13 protein-coding genes are annotated in these 12732 nt (G+C 49.9%); 9 read left to right on the top strand and 4 right to left on the bottom strand.

Annotated elements, in window-relative coordinates; all coding sequences use genetic code 11:
- Positions 1-8: 8 nt before the first annotated feature.
- Positions 9-818, bottom strand: a complete 810-nt coding sequence (locus ACFMKP_RS16640) for a hypothetical protein (protein WP_382293297.1) — start codon at positions 816-818, stop codon at positions 9-11.
- A 267-nt stretch (positions 819-1085) separates the two neighbouring features.
- On the opposite strand from ACFMKP_RS16640, the gene cmk reads away from it, so the two are divergent.
- The 6 genes from cmk (at position 1086) to ACFMKP_RS16610 (ending at position 7788) form a co-directional block, all read left to right on the top strand.
- Complete coding sequence (cmk, locus tag ACFMKP_RS16635) at positions 1086-1775, top strand: (d)CMP kinase (protein WP_382293295.1); 690 nt, start codon at positions 1086-1088, stop codon at positions 1773-1775.
- A gap of 286 nt (positions 1776-2061) precedes the next feature.
- On the top strand, positions 2062-3345 hold the full coding sequence (locus ACFMKP_RS16630) for a PH domain-containing protein (RefSeq protein WP_382293293.1): 1284 nt from the start codon (positions 2062-2064) through the stop codon (positions 3343-3345).
- Between the two features lie 45 nt (positions 3346-3390).
- Entirely contained in the window at positions 3391-5277 is a 1887-nt protein-coding gene (locus ACFMKP_RS16625) for a hypothetical protein (RefSeq protein ID WP_382293291.1), read from the top strand.
- Positions 5277-6236, top strand: a complete 960-nt coding sequence (locus tag ACFMKP_RS16620) for an ABC transporter ATP-binding protein (protein ID WP_382293289.1) — start codon at positions 5277-5279, stop codon at positions 6234-6236. The genes ACFMKP_RS16625 and ACFMKP_RS16620 overlap by 1 nt, the downstream gene beginning before the upstream one ends.
- Entirely contained in the window at positions 6233-7108 is an 876-nt protein-coding gene (locus ACFMKP_RS16615; protein ID WP_382293287.1) for an ABC transporter permease, read from the top strand. The genes ACFMKP_RS16620 and ACFMKP_RS16615 overlap by 4 nt, the downstream gene beginning before the upstream one ends.
- Positions 7109-7347: 239 nt before the next feature.
- On the top strand, positions 7348-7788 hold the full coding sequence (locus ACFMKP_RS16610; RefSeq protein WP_204757663.1) for a response regulator: 441 nt from the start codon (positions 7348-7350) through the stop codon (positions 7786-7788).
- On the opposite strand, the gene ACFMKP_RS16605 is transcribed toward ACFMKP_RS16610, so the two are convergent.
- A complete protein-coding gene (locus ACFMKP_RS16605; RefSeq protein WP_382293285.1) occupies positions 7781-9376 on the bottom strand; it encodes an ATP-binding protein in 1596 nt (531 codons plus the stop codon). The genes ACFMKP_RS16610 and ACFMKP_RS16605 overlap by 8 nt on opposite strands.
- Here ACFMKP_RS16605 and ACFMKP_RS16600 point away from each other — a divergent pair.
- Positions 9375-9635, top strand: a complete 261-nt coding sequence (locus ACFMKP_RS16600; RefSeq protein WP_382293283.1) for a helix-turn-helix domain-containing protein — start codon at positions 9375-9377, stop codon at positions 9633-9635. The genes ACFMKP_RS16605 and ACFMKP_RS16600 overlap by 2 nt on opposite strands.
- 498 nt (positions 9636-10133) lie before the next feature.
- Here the strand turns inward: ACFMKP_RS16600 and trxA are convergent, their stop codons facing one another.
- Positions 10134-10475: a thioredoxin gene (gene trxA, locus ACFMKP_RS16595; protein ID WP_382293281.1), complete on the bottom strand. Its 342-nt coding sequence runs from the start codon at positions 10473-10475 to the stop codon at positions 10134-10136.
- Between the two features lie 107 nt (positions 10476-10582).
- Between trxA and ACFMKP_RS16590 the strand changes: the two genes are divergently transcribed.
- Both ACFMKP_RS16590 and ACFMKP_RS16585 read left to right on the top strand, forming a co-directional pair.
- Positions 10583-10978 (top strand): MerR family transcriptional regulator, encoded by a 396-nt coding sequence (locus ACFMKP_RS16590; RefSeq protein WP_382293279.1) that lies wholly within the window; start codon positions 10583-10585, stop codon positions 10976-10978.
- 66 nt (positions 10979-11044) lie between these two features.
- Positions 11045-11809, top strand: a complete 765-nt coding sequence (locus ACFMKP_RS16585; RefSeq protein ID WP_382293277.1) for a sporulation protein — start codon at positions 11045-11047, stop codon at positions 11807-11809.
- Positions 11810-11960: 151 nt separating this feature from the next.
- Here ACFMKP_RS16585 and ACFMKP_RS16580 read toward each other — a convergent pair whose 3' ends face one another.
- Positions 11961-12725, bottom strand: coding sequence for a hypothetical protein (locus ACFMKP_RS16580; RefSeq protein WP_382293275.1), 765 nt, complete (start codon positions 12723-12725; stop codon positions 11961-11963).
- Positions 12726-12732: the final 7 nt, after the last annotated feature.

The following is a 12732-nucleotide window of genomic DNA, read 5'->3' as shown; positions in this document are numbered from 1 at the left end:
ATGAATGCTTATTTAATTGCTTTAACTGATGCTGGGTCGAGAATCAATTGCGAGCCATGGCGGCCTTCTAAGCCAAATTTCCCGCCAGTTTCAAAGGTTCCAGTTACTTCGACCAAGCCCCAAACAAAGCCATTGCCTGGCCCGACGTTGAGTTGGCTTGAAAGATCAGGTGGAAAACCTTCCATCGAAATCGGCGTGCCCATTGGCTGCGGATTAACCCCGCTGGCAATATCAGCCCCAAGCGGCTTTTCGGTGCGCACCCCAGTTACCAACAACCCAGAACTAGCTTGAGTCCAGTAATACATCCCACGGGTGGTGACGGTTTGGCCGTTGTAGGCGGCGGGATTTTTCTCAAGCTCATAGATTGAAACTTGATTGGGCTGCGCTTCGGTCGGCGCTGGATATTCAACCCGCTCGACTTGCTCAATCGCTTCAGCAGATTGCACGACCAAGCGGCTGGTATAGCTGCCATCTGGGCCAAACGAGCCAGTTTCAAACTTGCCCTTGACCCGCACTGCGCCATAAATGCTATCGATTGGGCGGTGTAAATTGGCGCTGGCCTCAGCAGGAAAATTCTCAAGCCAGACCAAGGTATCGACTGGCTGGGCATCGGTGCCATCATTGCGGGTCGAAACCCCCTTCGCCAACACTGAGAGGCCAGGATTACCCGGCTTCCAGATATACACACCCTCGACCGTCACATCTTGACCGTTATAATTTGCCGGATTTCCGGTAAGATCGTAAATTGTCAGGCTGCCACAACCTGTTAACACGACTAAGAGCAATAAACAACAACTTCGCCAGATGCCAGAGCGCATCGCAACCTCCAACTATGATCATGGTTCGGCGTGCGATTATAGCAGATCGTCTGGGTCGTTGCCATAATCCCTGCAAATTTAGCTCATTATGCTACAATAGAACCATGGCTTTTCCAGCCTTTTCATGATTTATTGTCTCCTCACTTCCACAAGTGGGGTATTGCATACGCTGGGTACTCAACAGGAGAGTGGTTGCGATGTGTACCCTTCACCTTTCAGCATGCGCTCAAATATTGCCTGTTCGGAGGTATCCAGCAAGGAATATCTGTGTTTTTGACTATGACAACACCACATACAATTGCAATTGATGGCCCGGCAGCGTCGGGGAAAAGTACGCTCGGTAAGTTGTTAGCCGACCATTTTGGCTATATCTATTTTGATACAGGGGTGCTCTATCGGGCATTGACCTATGTGGCCCTTGAACAAGCCGTTGATCTTGCGAACGCCGCCGCTCTCGCCAAACTCGCCCAAACGAGCAATTTTGAAATCCTCGCGCCAAATGTCGCCGATGGCCGCCAATACACGGTGCTGGCCAATGGCAACGACATTACCTGGCCATTACGCGCCGCCAATGTCGAACGTAATGTCTCGCAAGTTGCCGCTCATCCTGCGGTGCGCGAAGCCTTGCGCGATACCCAACGCCAAATCGGCAAAGCTGGCCATGTGGTGATGGCTGGCCGCGATATTGGGGCGGTGATTATGCCCGATGCCCAATTAAAAATCTATCTTGATGCCTCGGTTGAAGAACGTGCCCAACGCCGCGCCCAAGAACTGAATGCTCGTGGTCGCGCAATTAGCTATAGCGAAGTCTTGGCCGATTTGACCCGTCGCGATGCAATCGACGCAGCTAACACCTTCTTAGCCGCCGATGCAATCACCATCACCACCGATGGCCGCTCGCCGGAAGATGTCTTTCAAGCAATCGTCAATCTCATGGGCGTTGAAGCCCAGGCTTAATCGGCAAAACGAACGGCGTGGAGTTACATCCACGCCGTTTTTGTTTAAACATTGTTACAATCGTCCAGCGCAGCCGCAGCAATTGGCGCTTGACGATTGGCTGATAAACAAAATACTATAGCACTAGGCTTGAGTCCAACACCTGGCTAGCCAAAACCTAGCTGCCATTCAACCAGCAGCACAATTATTTGGCTGAGCAAACGATGGCTCACGTTGCAGTTGGATACCTACAAGCCAATGGCGGCACGAATGTCAGCCAACTCAGCTATGAATAGGATGGGATGCTATGCCAACCACCGTGCCTCAAATCAGCTTCAATATCAACCTGCAATCAGATGAGCGTGTCAAGCTGATCGCCTATCGCCATTGGCTGGTTTTGGCGCGCAACCTTTCGATTTGGTTCACATTTTGGTTTTTTTGTACCATTATTTTCTTGTGGCGAGTCTCGCTCGTTGGCATCGATACCTTGAATACTGTGCTGTTTGGCGCTGGCACGATCTTTTTCTTCGCCATGATTTATAGCTATTTCGATTGGCGCAACGATGCCCTCGTCGTAACCAACCAGCGCGTTATTTCCTACAACTCGCGCTTTTTGATTAGCGTCCAGCGCAACGAGCTGTATGTACGCGAAATCGAAGACGTAAAAACTGTCACCGAATCGGTATTTTCCCGCTATTTTGATTATGGCGAAATTGAAGTCCAAACTGCCAGCCGTTTGCGCAACATTGCCTTTCTTGGGATCGTCAATCCTACATTGGTTCGCGATACGATTCTCGAATTCGTTGAGCCAGTTAAAGAAGAAGAACAAGTTGGGCGGGTTGAGCAAATTGTCAGAGCCAAAGTGCTCAAGCAAGGCGTTCTACCAAGCCTGCCGCCATTAAGCGATTTTATTCCACCAGAACAAACTGGCCGTACACTTTTGGGCATTATTCCACCAAGCCCCGAAGTGCGCGGTAATTCGATTATCTGGCGCAAACATTGGCTGTTTTTATTCGTCGAAGCTGCCAACCCAATTTTGCTGTTTTTGATTTTGAATTTGTCGTGGTCGCTATTAATCGGCAACGATTTTATTCGCTCTGGTGGTTCGTTGCTAATTCTGGCTGTGCTCGATCTGTTTTGTATTGCTTGGCTGATTTACGAGGTCATCGATTGGCGCAACGATGAATATATTGTTACGCCAGTTAATATTATCGATATTGAGCGCAAACCGTTGGGCCGCGAAACCAAACGCGAAACAACCTGGGACAAAATCCAGAATATTTCGCTCAATCAAGAAAATTTATGGGCACGGATTTTGAAGTACGGCGATGTCGAGCTGTTTACCGCTGGGCAAAACGAAAATTTCACCTTTCGCGGCGTAGCAGCACCCGATAGCGTGCTGGCGGTCATTTCCGATTATCGCGACCAATTTGAGCAACGTGCCCGCGATCGTGATTTTGATAGTACCTTGATGCTATTGCAGCATTATCACAAGCTCCAACGTGAGGAACTACAAGTGTTGTTTGATGATCATCGAACCCATATCGAATCCAAATTGCCGCCCCCTGAGCAATTGGAAACCGGAAACTAAGATCAACGCAGTGGGAGTCAGAATCTGTTGTGCGAAGGAGTTTTCATGGCGCATTCAGCCCGATGGCGTGGGTGGATTTGGCTTGGCTTAGTCCTCGCTTATCTGCTTTGGCCAAGCTCAAGTTATGCCCAAAATGCCACCCCCATTAGTATTACCATCGATCAAGTTGGCTTCGATGCCCAAGGGCATGTGCTCAATAATGGTTGGTATCCGGTTATCACGACAATCGAAAATACTGGGGCTGATATTCAAGCCCAAGTGGTGGTTGAAACTGGCTTTGGCCAAGCAGATTTGCTGCAAACTGTCGATTTGCCTGGTGGCGCACGCAAACAAGTGCGTTTGTTGATGCGCGCCAATCTCAACCAAAGCGTCGTAACCATCAAAGTGCTCGATCAGCAAGGCAAGCAACTTGCGCTCAATCGTAGCAATATACGAGTTCACGATAGCGCAGAGGTCTTGGTTGGGGTGTTTGGCGGGCCAGCCTCAAGTTTGGCGGGCGCTGCCATTCCGGGCCGACTTACCACGATTATGCTACTCGATCCGGCGCAACTGCCAAGCAACGATGGTGAGCTGTTTAACTTTGGCGCGATTGTCTTACAAGATGTGCAGCCAACTGCTGAGCAAGCAGCAGCCTTAGAACGCTGGGTTGCAACTGGCGGCACCTTGATCGTCAGCGGCGGCCCAAACGCTGCCGAATTGCCCAAAGAATTAGCAGCTCTCCTACCTGGCAGCCTCAGTCGCAGCAATAGCTCGGCAGTTTTGACCAGCCTCAATAAACAGACAGTGCCCCAATTTGCCCAAGTCGAACTGAAGGTCAATCAACTTACGCCCAATGCCGAGGCAACACCTTTAGGCCTTGGCGCGAATAACGAGCCGTTATTGCTCAGTCGCAAGCTTGGCACGGGTCATGTGCTGCTCACCGCCTTTAACCCAAGCGATTTACCAGCCGAAGTGAACGATCGCCGCGTGTGGCCAGTGATTCTGCAACCGCAACTCTATCGCGATTGGAACGTGGCGCTCTCGCCATGGTCAATGCAAATTAGAGGTAGCGACCAAAACTTGCCTTCAATTTTCACCTTCATGGGTATTTTGTTTGGCTACATTTTGCTGATTGGGCCAATTAACTACTTCGTTTTGCGGCGCTTAGATCGCCGCGAATGGGCTTGGTTTACGATTCCCTTGATTGTGTTTGGCTTTGTGGGCATTATGTATTTAGCTGGTGGCGATTTGCGCACTGGCAATATCAACGTCACGACAATCAATGTTGTCGATAGCCAACTTGGCGCGCAGCAAGGTCGAGTAAGCGTCAATTATGGCTTCAATGCTGGGCGACGGGGCGCATGGAACGGCAGTATCGATTCGAGCTTAACTGCTGGCAATCAATCGACGCAGACTTTTGGCGATAATGGCTCAGGCACGATCGAGCAAACCAGCGATAACCGCACACTCCTGCCAAACTGGCAAAGCAACATTGGCGATATGCAAACCCTCGCGGCAATTGGCACAATCGCGGTTCCCTATAATTTTGAGATCAAGATAGCCAAACCTAACTCGTGGGAAGGCGCGACCATTACCAACCGTAGCGAGCGTACGGTCGAGTATGCGGTTGTCTTCGCTGGCGAGGATAGCATTGTGCTACCCACGCTTGAGCCTGGTGCTTCGGTGACGATCGATAATAGTCTCAATCGCGTAAATCAAAGCAGCCCATCGCTCAATAGTAACGACCAACTCAATCAAGCGCTGCAATTGCTCTGGAGCGCAGGCAATGAGCGCACTAATTACAATGGCTTGCCCAAAAATTCGCTCTATACCGCGCCGCATATTAGCGTGCTCGATACCGAGGTTTTGCACGAAATTATGGTCGATGGCCTAGCTGCACCCCAAAAAAGTAGCAATATCTACAATTTATATGTTGATTTGGAGCAACGCTGATGGAATTGATCGTTGAAACTCACAATTTAACCCAGCGTTTTGGCACACATGTCGCGCTCAATCAGGTCAATCTGAGCATTCCCAAAGGCGCGGTTTATGGTTTTATCGGGCCAAACGGCGCTGGCAAAACCACAACCATGCGCATTTTGACCACCTTGCTCCAACCAACCGCTGGCGAAGCCTTGGTCAATGGCATTTCGGTGCGCCAAGATCCCGATGCAGTGCGCAAAGTAATTGGCTTTATGCCCGATTATTTTGGGGTCTACGATAGCATGCGGGTCTGGGAATATCTCGATTTCTTCGCTCACGTGTATGGCATCAAACAGCCGCGCCGCACCAGCCTGATTCAGGAACTTTTGCAATTGGTCGATTTGACCGAAAAACACGATAGCTATGTGATGAATTTAAGCCGCGGCATGAAACAACGCTTGAGTTTAGCCCGCACGATGGCCCACGATCCAAGCTTGTTAATCCTCGATGAACCGGCCAGCGGGCTTGATCCGCGGGCACGCATTGAGCTTCGCGAATTGCTACGCGAATTAAGCCGCATGGGCAAAACAATTATGGTAAGCTCGCACATTTTGTCTGAGCTGGCCGAAATGTGTAGCCATATTGGCATTATCGAGCGCGGCACGCTCTTGGCAAGTGGCCCAGTTAACGAAATTATGCAAGACTTACGGCCCCACAAGCTGATTGAAATTCAAGTTGTTGAGCGGGCAATGGCAGCCTTGCACATGCTCAAGCAAATTCCAGCAATCAACGATGTCAATTTAATTAACGAGCTTGCAGATGACCAAGCAGGTGGCAAATTGGCCATCAATTTTAGTGGCACAAGCGACGAGAGCAGCAGCATTTTGAGCAACCTGATTGGCCAAGGCTTTCGGGTCAATCACTTTGCCGAACGCCAATCCGACCTTGAAGAAGTCTTTTTGCATGTGACGCAAGGAGTGGTGGCATGAAGGCAATTTTGCAAAAGGAATTTCGCTCGTATCTGCGCGGCAATCGGGCCTTTACCATGCTCAGCATCTACTTATTCATTTTAAGTGGTTTGTGTGTGCTGATTTATGCAGGCTACAACGACAGTGGGTTTGCTGATCGCAGTGATATTGGGCTATCATTGTATGTTTCTTCAGCAGTAGTCGCCTTATTTCAGCTAACATTTTTTGCGCCGTCGCTGAACGCTTCATCATTGGGCAGTGAACGCGATCGTCAAACCATCGATGTGCTGATGGTCACGCCGGTGCGCCGCTACCAGATTATTTTGGGCAAGCTGATTGCGCCATGTTTATTTCTGTTTCTGCTCAGTCTCGCCACCTTGCCGATTGGCGCAATGGCCTTGCTGATTGGCGGGATTGAAATTCGCGATTTGCTGATTGCCTTGGCGATTCAGGTTGTGACAGTTTTGGGCTATGGTACGGTCGGCATTTGGGGTGCATCGTGGGCCAAAACCAGTCGCGGCGCAATGTTGGCCACTTTAGGTTTAGCGCTGGTCATGACCGTTGGATTGCCATTGCTAGCACTTTTGGTCTTGGCAATCCTTTCAAACGATCAAGCGCTGTTCCAGTCGATTATGAACAATGGTTTTATCCGAAACTTGGGCGTGGTGATCTTATCGTTTAGCCCGTTCTTCAGCCTCGTCATGTGGATTCAGAGCATTAGCGAGGGGAGCGCCACAACGTGGACATTAGATCTCCAAGGTCAACTAGGTGGCGGCGTGATTTTACAGCCGTGGGTTATCTCAGTGTTGATTTGGCTGGTGCTGATTCCATTATTAATTTGGCGTAGCTCGAAGCAATTGCAAAAGTCGGTTGCCCGTTCAAGCGGCGGCTAAAGACTGAGTTCCCGCACCTCCCAGCCTCACAAAGGTAGGTTTTTAATATAGCGTGGTGGTCAAACATTCCCTCACCCCCAGCCCTCTCTCCCACGAAAACGCGGGTGAGGGGGAGCACCAATTTTCACTACAAATCATGCAAAAACCACGTTATTAAAGCCCCTCTCCCGCCACGTGGGAGAGGGGTTGGGGTGAGGGAACGCTAAGCATATTGCCCAGCGCACAGCTTTCGCGGTACAATTCAGCCAACCGCTGAATCCAAGGAGGCTTGTATCGCTACGCTTGTTGTCATCGAAGACCAACCAGATACGCTGTTAATTATTCGCAGCACCTTGCATCAACAAGGCCATCAACTGCATTTCTTCCCCAATGGCCGCATTGCCACCGCCCAAGCAATTCAGGCCTTGCAACCAGCACTCATTTTGCTCGATGTCCAGTTGCCAGATCAATCAGGCTTTGATTTGATTGGCTCGCTACGTTCAATTGCTCCCTGCATTGCTTTGACAGGATTTAGCGATATGAGCATTGTTGAACGAGCCAAAGCGCTGGGCTTTTTTGGCTTTTTGGGCAAGCCAATTCGGCCAGCCTATTTTCCCCAACAAATTGCCCGTTTGCTTGCTGGCGAAGCAGTTTGGGAGCAAAGCTGGCTGAGCGATATTCCAATGCCCATTTTCAGCTAAATAGCAGCAGAATCGGCTGCAATTCGGCCCGCTGTTGCTCGTTAATCATACTCATCGCCGAACGCAGCCACAATTTGCCCTCTGGGCTTTCATAGTGCAACCAAAACTTCCATAAACCAGCGATCAGCTCTAGTAATTGATCTTGGGCATAAATCGAAGCCCACTGCAAACAACCCCGAATCGTTGTATAGCTATCCCGCAACAACGAAAGATCATTCATTGGCGTAAGCAATTCGCCATGATCTTTAGCGCGTTCAATTGTTTGTTCCCACTGTTGCAATATCTGCTTAATCTCGCTAGCCCAATATTGGCTGAATTCGAGCATCAGCTGGTGATAGACATCGCGTTCAAGCGCAACTTGGCGTGCATACAAGCGCGTGACCAGCGGCATACTAAACCGCGTTTCACCACGACTATCGACGCTGCCTTCTAAGCACGAAGCATCGACCAAGCTGCTCGCCACCCGCCAATTGACTTTAAAGGCTTTGGTAGCTTGGGCTAGGCTAAAATGATGTTCAAACAGTGCCAAGCGTAGGCATGCAGCCTGCACATCATCACTCAATAACGAAAAGCTATATTCGACCATTTGGCGCAAGGTGCGATGCGGCGCTGAGCCATTGGCCAACGATTCAATCTCGAGCATCTCTACATTGGTCATGGCCAAAATATCGCTGGCCGAGACTAATAATAATTGCGAAGCAGCAATTTCGATTGCCAATGGATGGCCAGCTAAGCGTTGGACAATTTGCTCGGTTTGGCGGCGCTCAACCTGGCGATTCAAATCGCGAGCACGTTGCTCAAACAGCAAAATTCCTTCCTCAAGGCTCAAAGCTGGCACCGGAAACCGCCGCTCGCCGTTGATACTCAGGGCAATTTGGGTGGTGGTAATGATTGAAACATTGCCAAAATTCAACAGCGGCAACAACATTTCAGCAATCGAGCGAATATGTTCGCAATTATCAATAATCAGCACCGTGCGCCGATTGGATTGCTGAATATAGCTGGTGAGATCGGCTTTGGGGTCGCCCAGCCAGCGATTGAGCAAGGCCTGCCAGCTATCGTGCACCGTATATTCATTGCGCAAATCAACAAAGACCACTTCTTGGGCAAAGCCAGCATTGGCGATATAACTGGCCAAGGCAATTGCCAAGCGAGTTTTGCCAATACCACCGATGCCATGCAAGGTCACTAGCCGATAATCGCGGCAAAGCTCAAGCAACTCTTGCAGCACAGCTTGGCGGCCAACCAATGGAGTTAGCGGAATCGGCAGGCCGATAATTGTGGTAGGCCGCAGGCTGGGCAGATGATCTAAGAGATGGCGTAATTGCTCGTAGAAGCGACCACGTTTGGCATAGTAGGTGCTATCGGCCATATTAAGATTTGCAGCTTTTTGACTTTCTGTGGTATAACGATTGACCTGCTGTTCAAAGAAGGCAAGTGCATCAACATCGTGGCTCATGCCATCACGCAAGGTTTGCACAACCACCTGACGACCACCATGATTATCGACCCATTGCTGCAACGATTGTGATAATATCTCACCGCGGAGTAATTGGCGAAGCATTTTATTTGGCCAAGGATGTGGCATGGAACAGCCCTCTGGTCTAACCTACGACCCACCAGCCAGCCAACTGCTCTCCTTGCAGCAGGCGGCGGCCTATACCCGTGAATATTACCCAGCCCAGTCGCTAACCGAAGGCAGTTTGCGCGTTTACCTTAATAAAGGTAAAATCCGTGGCATCAAACTTGATCGCTATTGGTATACAACTGCCGCTGAGCTTGATCGCTATCTTTCTCAACCAGCATCAACCCCGAACGAACCGCAACAATCAGTTACGGATTCGTAATTTCTCCAAGGTTCTCCAGCAAAACTCTAGATACAATCAAGAGCAAAGCCGCATTTTCAGCGCTTGATTGTATGCTATCGTAGCACTATCGACTGCTAACGCAATCCATAACTTAATAACCAACCGAACCAGTGCGAATAGGGCATTGCTGAGCATCATTATAGCCGACGATTGGTTTTCAACGAACAGCATGTGCTAGGCAAGCAGCCAGATTCAAGCGTCGTCGCGCTCAATCGGTCACCCCTAGGAGGTCTCATGGTCGCCAGCCGTGTGCTCTGTAGCTGTAGAGGGCTACATTGCCACCCATTGCAAACCCACAGTAGCCGCTGTAACAATGTTACACCAGCTACCATCAGTCTATCATTAACGCTTGTGGGAGAGAAGAACAATGGAGTAGGTTGGAAGAATACCAATAGTCCGCTTGTGGGAGCTTAGATACTGTACCGAGGAAGAATAAACTAGGCAGGCCGCCGTGAGAAGCAGCCTGCCTATTATAATTTAATGGCCAAGCAAGCGTTGCACTCGTTGCTCAAACGCTGCTTCGCTCATCGCCCCAATCCATCGGTCAACCTCTTGACCATGCTGAAACACCACCATTGTTGGCAAACCACGCACGCCCAAGCGACTGGCATATTGCACATCTTCATCAGTATTGATTTTGGCCACCACAATTTCGCCAGCATAGCGTTGGGCTAGTTTGGCCAAAATCGGCGCAATCACGCGGCAATGCACACACCACGGAGCCCAAAAATCCACAATTACTGGCGTTGCCGATTGCAACACGTCGGCTTCAAAGCTGGCATCGGTAATATGAACTGGTTGATCGATCACGGTTGGCATGAATGTGTTCCTCCACTTGACAGCTATTGCATGATTACCTTAGCTTGTTAGGAGTCTACAAGTTCAAGTTAACTGGAAGTCAAGCAGCAATTTGCAGGGGTCGGCATATGCAACAACTCAGCATCAGTATGGTCGCCAAACAGGCTGGCATCAAAGCCTCAACCATTCGCTATTACGAAGAAATTAATGTCTTGCCGCCTGCTGCCCGTCAGAATGGACGGCGGTATTATGATCAACAGATTTTCGAGCGCCTGGCCTTTATTCGCACCACTCAACGGCTGGGGTTTAGCCTGCATGAAATTCAATTGCTCTTTCAGCACGAGCAGCAACAGGCTCCGCTCGCTGGTTTATGGCGCAAAATGGCCAAACAAAAATTGGCCGATCTTAGCCAATTGCTCGAACAGGCCAGCCATGTGCAGCAGTTGTTGCAGCGTGGGCTGCGTTGCCGTTGCGCCACACTTGAAACCTGTGTGCATTGTGTGTTACAACATTGCCAAGATTAAGTGAAACCTTTTGATACTATGTCTACGTATAAGGCGATAATAACTCGATAACCTAGGAGGATGTGCATGTTCCGTAAATTGCTCGCCAGTGTTGGTATTGGCAATGCTCGTATCGAAACTCATCTCCACAACAATACAACTGCGCCTGGTGGTACAATTGCCGGTGAAGTGCATATTATCGGCGGCGATGTCGAACAAGATATTGAAGCGCTGTATCTGTTTTTGGTCACGCGCTACACCCGCGAGTACGACGACAGCAAAATCACCCAAGATCATACAATTGGTCAATATCCGTTGACCCAGCGTTTTGTGCTGCAACCAGGGGCGCAACAACGGATTCCATTTAGCATTAATTTGCCGCTCGATACGCCTTTGACCATGGGCCATCAGCCAGTCTTTATTCGCACTGGCTTGTCAATCAGCGGTGGGGTTGATGCCAGCGATGTTGATCAGCTGAACATTCAGCCGCATCCATCGCAATCAACGATTATTCAAGCCATTCAACAAATTGGTTTCCAACTCTACACCGTGCACAACGAATACAATTCGCGCTGGCGCGGCCCGTATCCTTTTGTGCAAGAGCTTGAGTTTAAGCCCTACGGCCACCAAAGTTTCCACATCGAAGAATTAGAAGTCGTGCTTGATCTGCAAGATTATGGGGTCGATGTCTATTTGGAAATCGACAAGCGCTTGCATGGCTTTGCCAAGTTGTTTGCCGATTTTGATCTCAACGAGCGTTATGCCAAGCTGACCTTTACTCACGCCGATATTCAGCGCCCAGATTTGGCGCATATTATCAGCCAAACGATTCAATCACGCATGCGCCATTAAATTCGAAATCCCTCACCCCCAGCCCCCTCTCCCACTAAACGCGGGCGAGGGGGAGCACCCGTTTTTACCAAGGATTTTTGCAAGAACCACGGCGTTAAAGCCCCTCGCCCAGCGCATGGGAGAGGGGTTGGGGTGAGGGAATATTTTACTTTTAGCCCAAAACATATTGGGATAGCGCAGTGTGCAGTAGATTGCGCACCATCTGGCCAAAATGGCGATTCAAATCGACAGGCAACAAGGCTAATTCTTTAGTCAGTGGCTGTGGTTGCCAGCCTTGGGTCACCAGCATCAACGCGGCTTTTTGAAATTCGGCCAAGACTGCTTTGGCCAAATCGCCGCCAAGGCACCAAACCTCGAATTTTTGCAAGCCTTCAGCCGTTTCGCGATCATGTAAATCAACCAGCGAATACATATCGATATTCGTCCAGAGCGCGCCAGCCTTAGCTTGCTCCAACAAATGCCCGCCGTGAAACACAATTAAATCGCGAAAGCCCTCGCCGCCAGCAACACAAAAGACCGCATCAAGCGCCGCGAGCTGCTCGGGATAGCGTTTGGCAAAATGTTCAAGCGCCAGTTCGATGCTGCGCAAATAGGCGGGTAAAATATAGGGCTTGCTGGCTTGAGCATATTCAACAATCCGATGGGCCAAATTTGCTAGCAGCACCTCGCGCAGTGCAGCCAAGGCCGCCATAATTGCTGGCAATTGGCTGGCCTCGAACGATGATTCAACCCCAATTGAGCTAATGCCTGGATAAATGGTTGCCAGATGTTCGCCATATTTTTTGGCATAAACTGCATGCATGCCGTGGCGTGGGCAGCCGCCACGTTCAACGCCAGGCCCGCGAAAATGGGCACGAATTGGCGCAAAAAGACCATAGCTCGCTTGTAGTTGTTCGGCAATTTGCAAATCGTTCATTGTGGCA

The sequence above is a fragment of the Herpetosiphon sp. NSE202 genome, from assembly GCF_042688385.1.
In the GTDB taxonomy this organism is placed as follows: Bacteria; Chloroflexota; Chloroflexia; order Chloroflexales; family Herpetosiphonaceae; genus Herpetosiphon.
Note: the sequence above shows the minus strand (reverse complement) of the source record. Positions and strands in the feature narration are given on the sequence as shown.